General features: G+C 60.1%; 11 protein-coding genes. All 11 read right to left on the bottom strand.

The annotated features are described in order from the left end of the window. Window positions 1–39: 39 nt before the first annotated feature. On the bottom strand, window positions 40–777 hold the full coding sequence (locus CFII68_RS05500) for a cephalosporin hydroxylase family protein (RefSeq protein ID WP_018611820.1): 738 nt from the start codon (window positions 775–777) through the stop codon (window positions 40–42). Window positions 778–794: 17 nt separating this feature from the next. Next, the gene (locus tag CFII68_RS05495) at window positions 795–1,865 is read right to left on the bottom strand and encodes a class I SAM-dependent methyltransferase (RefSeq protein WP_018611821.1); all 1,071 of its coding nucleotides are present in this window, start codon (window positions 1,863–1,865) and stop codon (window positions 795–797) included. Continuing rightward, window positions 1,855–2,712 carry an NAD(P)-dependent oxidoreductase gene (locus CFII68_RS0126185; protein ID WP_033062842.1) on the bottom strand — a complete coding sequence of 286 codons (858 nt, stop codon included), beginning with the start codon at window positions 2,710–2,712 and terminating at the stop codon, window positions 1,855–1,857. Before CFII68_RS0126185 ends, CFII68_RS05495 begins: the two co-directional genes overlap by 11 nt. Then, window positions 2,709–3,935, bottom strand: a complete 1,227-nt coding sequence (locus CFII68_RS05490) for a class I SAM-dependent methyltransferase (RefSeq protein ID WP_018611826.1) — start codon at window positions 3,933–3,935, stop codon at window positions 2,709–2,711. The genes CFII68_RS0126185 and CFII68_RS05490 overlap by 4 nt, the downstream gene beginning before the upstream one ends. Next, window positions 3,932–4,492 carry a dTDP-4-dehydrorhamnose 3,5-epimerase family protein gene (locus tag CFII68_RS05485; protein WP_018611829.1) on the bottom strand — a complete coding sequence of 187 codons (561 nt, stop codon included), beginning with the start codon at window positions 4,490–4,492 and terminating at the stop codon, window positions 3,932–3,934. The genes CFII68_RS05490 and CFII68_RS05485 overlap by 4 nt, the downstream gene beginning before the upstream one ends. Further along, window positions 4,489–5,562, bottom strand: coding sequence for a CDP-glucose 4,6-dehydratase (rfbG, locus tag CFII68_RS05480; protein ID WP_018611831.1), 1,074 nt, complete (start codon window positions 5,560–5,562; stop codon window positions 4,489–4,491). The genes CFII68_RS05485 and rfbG overlap by 4 nt, the downstream gene beginning before the upstream one ends. Then, entirely contained in the window at window positions 5,553–6,326 is a 774-nt protein-coding gene (gene rfbF, locus CFII68_RS05475) for a glucose-1-phosphate cytidylyltransferase (RefSeq protein ID WP_018611833.1), read from the bottom strand. The genes rfbG and rfbF overlap by 10 nt, the downstream gene beginning before the upstream one ends. Before the next feature lie 235 nt (window positions 6,327–6,561). Next, entirely contained in the window at window positions 6,562–10,134 is a 3,573-nt protein-coding gene (locus CFII68_RS05470; protein ID WP_018611835.1) for a glycosyltransferase, read from the bottom strand. 95 nt (window positions 10,135–10,229) lie between these two features. Continuing rightward, complete coding sequence (locus CFII68_RS05465) at window positions 10,230–11,795, bottom strand: flagellar hook-associated protein 3 (protein ID WP_018611838.1); 1,566 nt, start codon at window positions 11,793–11,795, stop codon at window positions 10,230–10,232. A gap of 13 nt (window positions 11,796–11,808) precedes the next feature. Continuing rightward, window positions 11,809–13,875 carry a flagellar hook-associated protein FlgK gene (gene flgK, locus CFII68_RS05460; protein ID WP_033062845.1) on the bottom strand — a complete coding sequence of 689 codons (2,067 nt, stop codon included), beginning with the start codon at window positions 13,873–13,875 and terminating at the stop codon, window positions 11,809–11,811. A gap of 10 nt (window positions 13,876–13,885) precedes the next feature. Then, on the bottom strand, window positions 13,886–14,593 hold a 708-nt coding region (gene flgJ / locus CFII68_RS05455; RefSeq protein ID WP_018611842.1), incomplete at its 5' end, for a flagellar assembly peptidoglycan hydrolase FlgJ.

Raw genomic sequence — 14,593 nt, forward strand, 5'->3', positions numbered from 1 at the left:
CCACAACCTGCCAGACGCCAATGACTTGAAACGGATGGATTAACGAACCCGACGCAGATAACCGTCTGGAGCAACGGTGATCAGCAGCTTGTTCTGCAATTGCTGGTCAATTTCAAAATCAGCGTTTCCCTCAAGGTATTTCCATACGGCGGTTTTCGGATTATCGCCAGGGCCCCATGGGCGATCCGGGAAAAAGTCCGCTGGCATGTCTTCGACCACGGTGTCCATCACCACGCAATAGCTGCCCACCGAGACCAGCGGCGCGTACAGGCGCAGCTCTTCGAGCACATGATCATGGGTATGGTTGGAATCGAGCACCAGGATGACTTTCTTGCCTTTGGCCGCTGCATGGACCTGCTCGGCGATGGCCGGATCGATGCTCGAACCCTCGATCATCGAGATGCGTTTGCTCATCGGGTGGCTCTCGATGGCTTCGCGGTTATGAGGGCGAATATCCAGGTCGATGCCCAGCACTTCGCCATGGCCTTGCAGCTCCAGCAACGAGGCGTAATAAATGATCGAACCGCCGTGAGCGATGCCGCATTCGATGATCAGGTCAGGCTTGATCTGCCAGATCAACTCCTGCATCGCCATCATGTCCTGTGGCAGTTGGATGATTGGCCGACCCATCCATGAAAAATGGTAGCTGTACTTGTGGCGAGCCGATTCGTTGAAAAACTCCTTGGCCAAGCCGACGAGTTTCTGGTCTTGGCCTTGACCGGCGATTTCGGTCTGGCATTGGGCTTCGAAAGCTTTATGGATAGTGTTGTCGGTCATTTTTTCGAATCTCGCGGTTATTGGAACGAAGCGCTGTCAACGGCGTGGTAGACGTAGCGCCCACCGGTCATCCGCTTGATCTCTTCGAGGTAATTGGAATTCATTACAAATACGTGCGCCCCTTCAGGCAGAGCCTGCGTCGCCTCCTCCGGCGAGGAAACCCGCGCACCACTCAACGGCAGATACCGTCCCTGCTTGGCCGGGTTGATATCCACCACGCAGTCCACAGCAACCCCGGCTCGTTGCAGGAACAGCGAATAGATCACGCCCTTGGAGGACGCCCCCCAGATCGCCGAACCCTGCTGCGGCGCAGCCTGGATAATCTGCACCGCACGCCCGAGACTGGCGGTGAATTCAGCGGGCAATTGCAAGGCTGGAACGGGCTGTTCCGGCTTCAGACGCAACGTGGCCAGATCGGCAACGATGTATAGGTACTGACCGCCGAACAGGTGTCCGGCCTCATGTACCGTGTCGAACATCCGACGCAGGTCATCGAGGCGGAAATAGTTGACGTGCTCGTAGAACAGGTCGAACCAGGCACGATGGTCCAGGATCCAGTCCAGACACGGCACTTCGATGTAAATCTGCCCGCCCTGGTTGGCCGCTGCGATTTCAGCAAGAAAAGCCACCGGGTCCTGGATATGCTCAAGCACGTGACGCAGCACCACCGCGTCAGCTGATAGGCCCAAATCGCGAGTGAACGGCGCCTTGATCACGTCAGCGTTGTCGCCTTCATAGGCCGGGTCGATTCCAGTGATGGCATAGCCCCGTTCTTTGAGCAGCTCCAGGAAATAGCCTTTGCCACAACCGACCTCGATCAGTTCCTGGCCGCTGAAATGTCGAGCAATGATGCCCTCCACATCAGCCAGGTGCCGCTGGAACTGCCCAGAGTGGGCCTGTTCGTTCTGATAATCACTGTCATAGCAGAGCTTGTCCGCATCGAATGCCTGATTGAAGACCAAACCGCTCACTTCGTCCTGGACCAGGACCATATCAGCACACGCGGAGGTTCTGGCCGACTGTTCATCGGCGAAGGTACGGTTCTGCAGAACCGGAAGGCCGGTGGCCCGGTACAACTCACGCGTCATGTTCGGCTCCCAGCAAGGTGTGCAAGCGTTCGGCCACGCCCCAGAACGCCATGGGCTCGTGAGTCGGGTATGGGTAATGGCCCAGGTTCAGGCGAATGGCCGCGCCACGCTCGCGCAGCCGTGTTTCCACCAGCGAGCGAACCGACACTGGTACGCCACTTGAGCAATTGACGACACCATTGAACTCGCGCCGCAACACCAGCCCCGCCAGATAAGCAGTCGCTGTTTCGATTGCCAGGTAATCGCGCAGTTGCTCGCCCCCGGACATGTCGAATACCGGGGCTTGGGCATCGATGGCCCGGTCCAGCGCCGCAAGCAGGCTGTTGGGGTTCTGACCGACACCGTGCAGGTAGAACAAACGTGCCCACTGCAAGGTAAACGGGTGCTCGCATTGCAGCTGCTCAAGAAACAGGCGCAAGGTATTTTTTGCCAAGCCGTAAGGGTTGGCCGGCTGCGGCGCAGTCTGCTCATTGAGCGGTCCACTCTGCAGGCCGTATTCGAAACAAGTACCGGTGACCAGCACCTGCCCAACCCCCGCCACGACAGCCTGTTTGATGAACTGATAATCGGCCAGCAAGTTATGTTCGAAATGAAACAGTGCCTGGTAATTCGGCAGCCCCGGCCACGCGAGATGCACCAAGGCATCGACTCCCTCGACCAAGGCAGCGACGTCCAGTTTTTCTGCGTGGGCATCGGTCGCGACGAATTCAACCCGGTCGAACCAGGGCAATGCCCTGGCCGGTTCCACCCGGCGTGCAACGGCCCGGACCTGACAACCGCGCGCGAGCAAGGCCGTGACCAGATGACGGCCGACAAACCCGGTGGCGCCGGTCACTAAAACCTTCATAGCAGCGTCAACTCAGGCACTGCGATGACGAATTGCCCGCCCCATTGGCGAACCTCAGCCAACTGCTGGCTGACTTCGCTCAGCAAGTTCCAGGGCAGGACGAGAACGTAGTCGGGTTGCTCTGTCGCGATATGCTCGGGCGACACGATAGGAATCCGGCTGCCCGGCAAATATTTACCCTGTTTGTGCGGATTGGCATCGGCCACCCACGCCAACAAGTCAGGCTTGACCCCGACGTAGTTGAGCAACGTGTTGCCCTTGGCGGCCGCGCCATAACCGACCACACGCTTGCCATCGGCCTTGGCCTGCAACAAAAAGCGCAACAGACCATGTTTGATCGCCTCGGCGGCCGGCGCCAGGGTGGTGTAGTACGCGGCGGTTTTCACGCCGGCATCCAGTTCGGCCTGCAACTGCTGTTGCACGGAGGCCTGGATCGGGCGACGAACGCCGTCGGCACGCTGGGCGAAAACTCGCAACGAACCGCCATGAGTCGACAGTTGGCTGACATCGAATACTTCCAGCCCATTGCGCTCACACAGGGTTTGCACGGACGTCAGCGACAAGTAGGAAAAATGTTCGTGGTACAGCGTGTCGAACTGCTGGCCGGCCATCAATGTGAGCAGTTGCGGAAACTCGAAAGTAGCGACGCCGGTTGGCTTGAGCAGCATCGCAAAACCGGCGAGGAAATCATTGATGTCCGGCACGTGGGCCAATACGTTGTTGGCCGCCATCAAATCCGCTGCCCAGCCTTCGCTGTTTAGCTGCGTGGCCGTTTCGCGACCAAAGAACAACTCACGGATCTCCAGGCCTTTGGCACGGGCGGCCTCGGCGGTGCTGCGCGTCGGCTCGACGCCCAGGCAGGGAATACCGCGCTTGGCCACGTACTGCAAGAGGTAGCCATCGTTGGCGGCAATTTCCACCACGCGACTGTCAGCACTCAGTTCGAAGCGCTCGGCCATCTCGGCAACATAGCGCTCGGCGTGGGCCAGCCAAGTGCTGGAAAAAGAGCTGAAATAGGCGTACTCGGCGTCGAACAGTGTGTCCGCGCGGGTGTAATCCTCGGTCTGCACCAACCAGCATTGCTGGCACACCGCGACTTTGAGCGGCACCCACTGCTCGGCCTGATCCAATTGGTCGGCCCGCACATAGGCGTTGGACGGCGGTGAAGTACCGAGATCGATCAGTGGCAAAGCCAGGGCAGTCCCGCAACCTCGGCAGTTCATAGACGCACTCCAGCGAAACGCTCGTCGAGCAAGGGATGGTTGCTGTCCCGACTCGACAGATTATTGACAGGCAGCGGCCAGGAAATCGCCAGCCACGGATCAGTCACCGACAGCCCGCCCTCATGCTCCGGGGCGTAGTCGGCGCTATGCAAGTAAAGCAGTTCGGCATCGTCGGTGAGTGTCTGGAAGCCATGGGCGAACCCGGCCGGGATCAACAGGCTGCGACCATCGCCAGCCTTCAGGTGCTCGGCATGCCAATGCAGGAAAGTCTCGGAATCGGGACGCAAATCCACGGCCACATCCCAAACTTCGCCCCGCAGACAGGTAATCAGTTTGGCTTCCGGTTGCGCCGCGTTCTGATAATGCAACCCACGCACGCTACCGCGCTCATGGGTGCAGGAATGATTGATCTGACGGATATGGAACGGCTGGCCGAATGCGCTCAGGCTACCTTCGCAGAACAGCCGGGCGAAATGCCCGCGCGGGTCTTCGAAGCGTTTGTGCTGGACGCTGAACAGATCGGCCAGCGGTAATGCCTTCAAGGAAAACTCGCTCACAACGCGCCTCGGTACAGGTTCAGTTGGCCGAGGGTGACTTGCCGCATGTCGTCGCCGTTCTGCCATGCCAAGTGCCAATCCAGGGTCTGGGCCAGGCACTGTTGCAACGACCAGCGCGGCTGCCAACCGAGCAGCTGCCGGGCACGGCTGCTGTCCAGACGCAACAGGCCGGCCTCGTGCAAATCGCTTGGCTCGATGCGCAGGCCCGGCGCTTGCGGCCAGCGCTCGGCCAACAGCTGGACGACTTCGCCGACGCTGCACATGTCGGCTTCACTTGGACCGAAGTTCCAGGCACCGGCGAATTCAGGGCCTTGTCGATACAGACACTCAGCCAATTGCAGGTAACCGGCCAATGGTTCCAGGGCGTGCTGCCATGGACGAACGGCTTGTGGATAACGCAGTGTCACCGGCTCGTCTGCCGACCAGGCTTTAAGCACGTCGGGAATCAGGCGCTCGGGAGCGAAATCACCGCCCCCCAGCACGTTGCCGGCCCGCGCCGTGGCCAGGGCCAGGCCGTGCTCGGCATAGCGCTCAGCCGAAAAGAATGAGGCGGCATAAGACTGCGCCAGCAATTCGCAGCAGGCCTTGCTGCTGCTATAGGGATCGTGACCGCCCAAGGCCTCGTTTTCGCGGTAGGGCCATAACCATTCCTGGTTGGCGTAGACCTTGTCGGTGGTGACCAGTACACACGCCTTGACACCACCTACCTGGCGAACCGCTTCCAGCAGGTTAAGAGTCCCCATGACGTTGCTGGAATACGTGCCCAATGGGTCGCGATAACCTTCGCGCACCAACGGCTGCGCCGCGAGGTGCAGGACAATCTCCGGCTGCACGTCGGCCAGCAGCTCCAACAAGGCGCCGAGGTCGCGCAAGTCACCGCGCCGGTCATCGATGCCCTCGCCCACGCGGGCCAGCTCGAACAGGTTTGGCTGGGTGGCCGGGTCAAGGGAAAAGCCACTGACCTTGGCCCCCAGGCTTTGCAACCACAGCGTCAGCCAACTGCCCTTGAAGCCGGTATGGCCGGTGACCAGTACGCGCTTGCCACGCCAGAATTCCGGATTCAAGACCATTGTTTCCATGGGGCCTCGCCGCTTTGCCACAGGGCTTCGAGGTGGTTTTTATCCCGCAAGGTGTCCATTGGATGCCAGAAACCATCGTGCTGGAACGCCTGGAGCTGCTGCTCGGTCGCCAACGCCGCCAGCGGCTCGGCCTCCCAGGACGTTTGGTCATCGGTGATAAAAGGCAAGACTTTTGGCGAGAGCACAAAGAAGCCCCCATTTATCCAGCCACCGTCACCTCGAGGTTTTTCGGTGAAACCCAGAACGCTATCGCCGTCGCGCTCCAACGCACCGTAACGCCCGGGGGGCTGGACTGCCGTCACGGTGGCAAGCTTGCCGTGAGACAAATGAAAATCTACGAGCGCGCCAATATTGAGGTCCGACACGCCATCACCATAGGTGAAGCAGAACGCCTCTTCATTTTCCAGATAACGCGCCGCCCGACGCAGACGCCCACCGGTCATGGTGTCTTCGCCGGTGTCGATCAGAGTCACGCGCCACGGCTCGCTGTAGTTCTGGTGAACGTCCATGCGGTTGTTGCACATATCGAAGGTGACGTCAGAGGTATGCAGGAAGTAGTTGGCGAAAAAATCCTTGATGGCATAGCCCTTGTAGCCCAGGCAGATCACGAAGTCGTGGATTCCATGGGCGGAATACTGCTTCATGATGTGCCAAAGAATTGGCTTGCCGCCGATCTCGATCATCGGCTTGGGCTTGAGGTGCGACTCCTCGCTGATCCGCGTGCCGAGACCACCTGCCAAGATAACTGCCTTCATCGTCTCCCCTCTTGTTCATCACCGGGCTCGGCCAAGCGTTGTTTCGCTTTGCTGGCGCGGGGATTACACCTTCAATGCCGATCCGGGCGCTGCGATGGGCCGCGAGCGCTCGTTTTATGGCGATATGAGGGGGGCTTGCAGGAAACGCGCCAGCTCAGAAGGCAGCGTTTCGGGGGCATTGAGGTCAGAAAGGAAACTGAGCACTGTTTTTGTGGTGAGGGGATTTGCCCCTCCATCAGTCCGGCAACCACCCCCACAACCAATGCTGCAAGTTCTTACCGTTGAGCATGTAATCCCGCAACACCGCTTCACGCAATTCATCGCCCATGCGGTAACTGGCGTCGGGGTCGGCCAGGTGCATGCGGATCGCTGCGATCCATTCCTCTGTGCTGTTGCTGCGTACTTTGGTACATGGCAGGAAGCCGTCGTAGGCCTTGGTGTCGGTGCAGATCACCGGGTAGCCACAGGCGCCGTATTCCAGCAAACGCAGGTTGCTCTTGCAGTCGTTGAAGATGTGGAACTCCAGGGGAGCCAGCGCCAAGTCGAGGTTCAGGCTGGCCAGTTTGAACGGATAGTGGGTCAAAGCGACTGAGCCATGGAACTCATGGATATAGGGCCGCAATACATCCGGGCACATACCGAAGAACACCCACTCCACTTCATTGGCCAGCTCGCGAACCACGTCCGCAATGATCTCCAGATCGCCGCTGTGACTGGTCCCTCCTCCCCAACCCACCCGAGGCTTGGAGGACGTGCCGCGCCGGCTGGTCAGCTTCGCCCACGGCTCGGCCGGCAACATGTTGGGTACGATGCGGATTTCATTGTGCATACTGGACAACGCATCAGCGAGCGAAGGTGTCGTCACCACCACGCGATCACACAACCCGATTCCTTCGCGCAGCATCTGTTCGATATTGGCCGGCTTGTTGCGCGCATGAGTGTTTTTTTTGGGCGCCTTAACAACGTAATCGTCAAGTTCGAAGATCCGCAAGGCACCGGAGTATTTCTTCATTCTAAGAATATCGCCGGCGGCCCCTTCGCTGTAGCGCCCCTGCAATACAATCGTATCCGGCGACAAGCGCTCGATCTCAACGGTCGAAGGCGACTCGTAGGCGACCCGGGCGATTACCCGTCCGGCGGCTTCCAACTCGGCCAACGGGGCCGTGACACGATAATGGCCAACCGCGGTGGCGTTGACGGGCAAGCCAAGTACCAAGGGCAGCGCCCGGGTGCAAAACGGGTTCCAATTATTACGCAGCGACGGTTCCAGACTGAAACTGGACGCCCCCAGGCTCAACGCAGGACTGTAGGCCGGATCCCGGGCGATCTGCGGCAGCCATTTGCGATAAAAGACTTCGCGCTCGCGCTCCACCAACGGGGGTTCATCAGATTGGGCAGCGGTCGATTGTAGGTCGACCTTCATGACCGTGGCGTAAGGCGTCCAGACCACCAGATAGCCGCTTTTGCCTGCGCGCAGGCACAAGTCGACATCGCTGAGGCCGAAGGTGAAGGACGCATCGTCCAGGCAGCCGAGTTCATCGAACACCTGCCTGCGGATCATCAGGCAGTCACTGCTGACCGAACTCCAGTTCTGCGTTGTATGCAAACGCTGCATGTAACCACGAGAGGCCGCCGCCTCACCATAGAACGGCGTGCCCACCGGCCCCGCCAGGCCTAGTATCTGCCCGCCGCCAACAATCGTACCCTGGGGGCTGAGTATCCTGGAACCCACCACGGCGACCTCAGGACGCAGAGCATGATTGATCATCTCGTCCAGCCAGTCATTTTCGCAAGCAACCATGTGCGGACTGAGCAATAGCAGGTACTCGCCCCGAGCCTGGGCAGCGGCGAAATTACGCACCGCGGCATCATTGTCCTCGCCGACATGACGCAGCACCCGCAACATGCTCGCGCCCAGCTGCGACATGTTCTCCAGCCAGTCGAGCATCGCCGGATCCCGGACGCCGCTGTCCACGATCAGGATTTCATAATGGGTGTAGGCCGTGCGTTCGATCAGGCTCTCGATGCAACGCTGCAAAGCTGCAAGCGAATCACCGGTACGCACGATGATCGATACCAGCGGGCGTTCGCCGTGTCGATAATTGACGCGGTTGATCAACGGCAACGTGTCCGGAACGATATTATGATCGATGCCGATACGGTCCAGGTGCGCGCCAACCAAGCGGGCATTCCCATCGATGACCTCGGACAGCGACAACCATTGGGCGAAGCTCAGGACAGACTCGACCTGAATTTCCGCGATGTGCTCGATGGTCTGAGGGCCGGCCTCTTCCACCAGCCGCCAGAGCAGATCGTGGGGCGCCAGTTCACCGTGATCCGACTCGAAGCCGCCGAGAGTCATGAATCGTTCACGCTCGAAAGCCAGGGTCCGACCGACATAAGGGTAGGCGCGCATCAAGTCCAGGTTGAAGTCCGGCTTGAACACCGGTTCGAAGGACTCGCCGCCCACCAACGCCCCTTCATCACTGTAGACGCAAAGAATGCCCTGCCTCCCGGCAACGCGCTCGGCCAGGATCAGCAACGCCGAATCGCGCAAGACGTCGCCCGCTCGCAACAGGTAGAACCAGTGCGCGCCTTCCAGCTGCGCAACGATGGCATTGAGCTGACTCGGCCAGTCGGACTGATAAGGCAGTTGCAGTACTCGCTCGTCCACTTCGCAATGAGCATCGCAAAGCACCACTGCGGCCTGGGCTGGATACAACTGATCCTTGATGCTACGTAACGTCGCCGCAACAGCCGGCGCATCGCCGAGAGCGTCGATGATCACAGTTACGATGTTTGGCCGAAACGGCCAGCTATCGATGCGCGCAGGCATGACACGCTGTTCAACCTCGGTGAACCGGCGGACGGCCAGCCACTCACGGTAAAAGTCGGCATAGCTCTCACTTTGCGCCCCTACCCGGCCGTTCACGACGGTATTGCGGTTGCCCAGTACGCGGGTCACACAGAGTTCCTGCCAGGCATGAGGCTGGTCAGTGACTTTGTCCAGATCAACGCAGCGCACCCAACCCGAGGCTGGAGCCGCTTCACCGCTGCGCGCAACAAGCATCTGCGCCAGCCATTCCCACTCTGATTTGGCAGCCTTGAGCATTTCCGGGGTCTTGCTCAAACGCTCCGGGTAGAGACGCTCGATACTCAACACGGTATTCAAGGCAATCAGGTTGCCGCGCCGCATCAAGCAGACAAACAAAGCAAAATCGAGCACCGCAACAAAACCGGCACCGTCCTGAATCAGGGCGGGCAACAATTCCAGCACATCGGCTCGACGCATCAGGGTCGAACTGAAATTGCCAATGAAGTTGGTTGGCGTGCTCTCGAAAATCGCCAGCATGTCGTCGCCCTTGAGCAAGGCGTCATTCGGCGAGAAGCGGCAGTTATCCACCCGAGGTGGCAAGATGAAGTTGCCTGCGTCGCACAACAGCCGAAGCGCAAACACCACACTCACGTCAGCATGATCCATCAACGCCTGGGCCTGCATCGCAATGCTCGGTGCGAATAGACGGTCGTCATCGCACAGCACCTTGATGAACTCACCGCTGGCCTCTTCGACACACCGCAACAGGTTGCCCTGAAGCCCCAGTCGCTGCGGGTTTCGCAAATAGCGAATCGGATGGGACGGTTCAGTGAAAGAGTCGACGATCTGGCGAATATCATCACCAGGCGAATCATCGCAAACGATGATCTCGATGTGTTCGTAAGTCTGGGCCAGCGCACTGAGCAGCGCCTGGTCGAAGAACCGAGGGTTGTAGGCGGGGATAACGATACTGACGAGCGGAAGTGACTTCACGGTTAAAACTCTCGAGCGGCGGGCTCCGGCCTTTTCAGGTCGGAGCCCCGGAACCGCTTAAAAAAAAGACGGTTGGCGGCTCGGTCGATACCGGCTCAGATCTTGTTGAACAGACCCAACTGGGCAATCTTGCTGAAAGCCAGTTGCGAGGCCTGCAACATGGTCTGCTGCAAGGTCAGGCGAGTCATCACTTCGGCCGCATCGGAATCACGAATCGACGATTGAGTCTGGTTATTGGCCAACAACAGGCTCTGGTTCGTGTCGCTCTGGTTTTCCAGAGCCTGGCCACGCCCACCTACCGAGCTCAAGGCACTGGACAACTGATCGGTGCCGCTGGCCAGGTTGCCGATGCCGGAGGCCAGCGAAGCCTGCAGCTTTTGCAGCGCAATCGGATCGTTGTTGGTCGGCGTGTTCAGCGCGGTTTTCAGCTGGTTCACGGTGTCCAGAATGTTCTGGGTTTCGTGGGTGTTGACCGCGATGCTGAACTGATCGTCAGCGGCAGGCGTACCGTCCAGGGTAAAGCTCACGCCCGAGGCGGTGGCCACGTTGCCGGCCAGGGTACCGCTGGACACCGGTTGGCTGTTGGCGGTCAGCGGCGCGGAGTAGAGGTCAAAATCGGTGGCACTGGTGAACTTCAATACGGCCGCACCGGTAGGGAAACTGGCGTGATAGGCCACCGGGTCGGTGATTTCGCTGCCAGTGACCTGGACCGTGGTCGGGTTGCCCGGGCTGCGGGTCGTGACAAAAGTATCCGGCTTGGCGGCCAGGGTGAAGGTGTGGCCAGGCAACACAGTGCCCGCGGTATCACCGGTTTGCAGGTTGATGTTCAGGGTCAGTTCCAGGCCACGGAACTGTACCGCCTGACCACTTTTGCTGTTGGGATCAAAAGCACCACCCTGGCTGGCTTCGGCGGTGACGTCGTTGCCGCCGGAGTCGGTGATTCTCAGTTGCGTGCCGCTGGTGAATTCAACGGTGTACGGTTCGCCACTGCGGAATTTGCTGTTGTAGCTGACACTGGACGACACCTGGCCGTTGGACAGCACTACGCGGCCATCATCCACCGCAGGCGCGGTCAGGGTGACCAGGCTGCGGCTGGTGTTGACGGCCTGCTGGAACACTTCCCAGCCGGTGCTGTTGGTGGCCATCGACATGGTGTCGCCGACGGGCAGGTCGAGGGTCACCTGGTCACCGTTATAGCTGTAGCTGCCATCGTTGTTGCGGGTGAACGGAATGGTGTCGCCCTTGGAGCCGGCGAAAATGTACTTGCCATTTTCGTCCTTGCTGTTCATCAGGCTCAGCAGTTGTTCTTCGATCTGTGCCAGCTCCGAGGCGTTGGCCAGGCGGTCGGCATCGGTGTAGCCGGCGTTACCGGCACCGACGGCCAATTCCTTGGCGCGTTGCAGCACGTTGCCGATGCTGGTCATCACCGCTTCAGTGGTGCCCAGGGTTGCCTTGATGGTGTTGGCATTGGTTTCGTACTGAGCCAGCATCGACGCTTGCGTGCCCAGTTGCAGCAGACGCGAGGCCCCTACCGGATCATCGGCAGCGGTGTTCACGCGCACCAGGCTGCTGGCCTCTTCGCTGGTCTTGACCACGTTGGCGAAGTTTTTCTGGTAGTTCGCAGCCGTGCTTTCGTAGAACTGGGAGGTGGAAATGCGCATGGGCTACGGCTCCTTAAAGACTGTTGATCAGCGTGCTGAAAATTTCCTGCGCAGCCTTGATGATCTGCGAAGACGCGGTGTAGTACTGCTGGAACTTGACCAGGTTGCCGGTCTCTTCATCCAGGTCCACGCCCGACAGTGAGTCGCGGGCGTTCTTGGCGTTGTCCAGGATCGCACCGGTGGCGGCGCTGTCGAGCTTGCCCTGGGCGGCCTTGGCGCCGACGCCTTCCACCAGCTTGCCGTAGGCGTCGTTCAGGGAAATACCCTTGCTGGAGGAACCGGTGTCCACAGTCTTGGCGGTCTGCAAACCGGCCAGGACAGTGCCGTTACGGTTGTCCAGGCTGCCGGGCTGGCTGAGGCCGATACTGATGGACGCTCCTTCGGATGGAGCACCGGCAATGGACATGTCAAACGTGACGGTACGTTGTACCGGTGGCACGGACGAATCAAAAATCGGCGCGCCAGTGGCGTCCTTGAGCGGAACACTCAGGCTCAGGGTGTTGCTTTCTCCAGGCTTGATCGTGCCGCTACTGATCAGACCGCCTTTGGCATCCAGCAATTGGTACGCCTGGCTGGCGCCACTGGCGGCCGTCGCACCGAACACCACCTTGACCGGCATGGAGTTCTTGATGCCGTTCTGGATGATGGTCGTGGTGGCGGCGTCGTAGATGTCCAGCTTCGTGGTCATGCTCGGCTGACCGCTGGCCGGGATGGTCAGCGTACCGCTGCCCCCCGGCGTGATGGCGGCGCCCAGCGGGGCAGCAATCGCCAGCCGCTTGGAGTCGGTCATCTCAGTCTTGATGTTGGCCGCCTCGTTGCGGGTCGGCGTAAGCTTGAACGTGTCGCCGGCGGCAGCGGTGCCGTTGGCGAACGTCATCGAGAAACCGTCGATCACCGGCGGCGGCGTGGTCGCAGTGTTGAACGCGCCCATCGAGGTGCCGTCGGGCAGGCGCTGGACGGTGTAGTCCGTGCCGGTGGTGAACGTCACCTTGTAGTCGTTGGTGGTCAGCTTGCCGGAGTCTTTGATGGCGATGTTGAAGTTGCCGGAGCCGGCGCTGTTGTTCAACGACGCAACGCTGCGCTGGCTGATCTGCGCGGCGCTGTTGATGTTAGTGAACAGGTTGGAGCCGAAGGCCCCGTTCATGTCGATGCCCGAGGCCTGGACGCTGTTCATCTGGTCGGCGACCACCAGGGCCACGCGACCCAGCTCGTTCATGGCCGGGTCGAGCACGGTACTGCGGTAGCGCATCAGGCCACCGATCTCGCCGCCGGTGAGCACCGACGTCAGGTCCATGGAGCTGGAACCACTGTTGAGCTGAATGCCAATGCGCCCCGGATCGTTCTTGTCCGGCACCGCTTGCAAGGTATTGACGATATTGCCCATCACCAACGGCTGGCCGGAGCCCAGGTAGATGTCCAGGCTGCTGCCGCTCTCGACGACCTGCGTGCCGGTGAACGTCGAGAGCTGGCGAATGGTTTCGCTGCGGGCGTCGAGCAGGTCATTGGGCGCGCCGCCGGCGTTGGAGACTTCGGCGATTTTCTTGTTCAACTGCGCAACGGTGGCGGCCAGGTTATTGACCTGGTCGACCATGTTCGACAGGTTGCCATTGATGTTCTGGCTCTGCTCCGTCAACTGGTTGGCAACCGAATTGAAACGGTTGCTCAAGGCCTGGGCATCGCTGAGCAGCAGCTGGCGGGATGCATCGTCACCCGGCTTGGCGTTGACGTTCTGCACCGAGGCGAAAAACTTGGTCAGCGCGCCGTTGAGACCGGTGCCGCTGTCCGACAACAGGGAGTCGAGCGGAGTGATCTGGCCCTGATAGGCCGCTGCGTCACTGTTGAGCGAGGTGGTGGTTTTCAGTTGTGCTTCAAGGAAGGCGTTATACACCCGACGTACATCGGCCAGGGTCGTGCCGGAACCGATGAACACGTTGCCGTACTGGTTCGACGCCTTGGTGGTCTGCACGGTCTGCTGGCGCGAATAACCGGCGGTATCGACGTTGGCAATGTTGTTACCCGTGGTCACCAACGCAGTCTGGCTTGCTGACAGACCCGACATCCCTATATTGAGCAAACTCATGGTTCAGACCTTATAAAGTCGTGGTGGCGCCTGCAGAAGCGTAGTTTTGGTAACTCGTCATCTGCCGGGCTATGTTCGAAATCTTGCTGGCGTAGTTCGGGTCGGTGGCGTAACCGGCCTTCTGCAACTCGCGTACAAACTGTTCCGGGTTATCGGCCGACTTCAGTACATCTTGATAGCGACTGTTGCTTTGCAGCAGATTGACCAGATCATGGAAACTGTCGCGGTACGAGGCGTAGGAACGGAACTCGGCCGTCTCCTTGACCATCGCGCCATTGCGGAATTCGCTGGTGATCGCCCGCGCCGAATCGCCCTTCCAATTCGCGCTGGCCTTGATGCCGAACAGGTTGTGGCTACTGTTGCCATCGGGCTGGCGCATGACCGATTTACCCCAACCGGTTTCCAGGGCGGCCTGGGCCACCAGGTAACGCGGGTCGACACCGATGCGGTCCGCCGCTTCCTTGGCCATTGGCAGCATGGCGTTGACGAATTCATCGGCATCGCGGAAGGCCTTGCGCGCCGGTGCCAGCGGTGGCTGTGCCACGGCGCGACCATAGACCTGCAGGTCCCCTTTGGGCTCGGAAGCCTTGAGCGCGGCCAGCCAGTCGCCATTGGCCAGTTCGCCGGTGGCCGGCTTGACGGCGGCGATGGCGCGATCCGGCAGCAGGTTCTGCGCAGGCACATCGGCATTGGCCGACGCCGAAGGCACCAGGCCGGC

This window comes from Pseudomonas sp. CFII68, assembly GCF_000416195.1.
Taxonomy (GTDB): domain Bacteria; phylum Pseudomonadota; class Gammaproteobacteria; order Pseudomonadales; family Pseudomonadaceae; genus Aquipseudomonas; species Aquipseudomonas kilonensis.

What these genes read in the sequence shown, in the direction of transcription:
- CFII68_RS05500 (WP_018611820.1), bottom strand. Translation starts at nt 777, where the DNA reads ATGACCGACAACACTATCCATAAAGCTTTCGAAGCCCAATGCCAGACC.
- CFII68_RS05495 (WP_018611821.1), bottom strand. Translation starts at nt 1,865, where the DNA reads ATGACGCGTGAGTTGTACCGGGCCACCGGCCTTCCGGTTCTGCAGAAC.
- CFII68_RS0126185 (WP_033062842.1), bottom strand. Translation starts at nt 2,712, where the DNA reads ATGAAGGTTTTAGTGACCGGCGCCACCGGGTTTGTCGGCCGTCATCTG.
- CFII68_RS05490 (WP_018611826.1), bottom strand. Translation starts at nt 3,935, where the DNA reads ATGAACTGCCGAGGTTGCGGGACTGCCCTGGCTTTGCCACTGATCGAT.
- rfbG (WP_018611831.1), bottom strand. Translation starts at nt 5,562, where the DNA reads ATGGTCTTGAATCCGGAATTCTGGCGTGGCAAGCGCGTACTGGTCACC.
- rfbF (WP_018611833.1), bottom strand. Translation starts at nt 6,326, where the DNA reads ATGAAGGCAGTTATCTTGGCAGGTGGTCTCGGCACGCGGATCAGCGAG.
- CFII68_RS05465 (WP_018611838.1), bottom strand. Translation starts at nt 11,795, where the DNA reads ATGCGCATTTCCACCTCCCAGTTCTACGAAAGCACGGCTGCGAACTAC.
- flgK (WP_033062845.1), bottom strand. Translation starts at nt 13,875, where the DNA reads ATGAGTTTGCTCAATATAGGGATGTCGGGTCTGTCAGCAAGCCAGACT.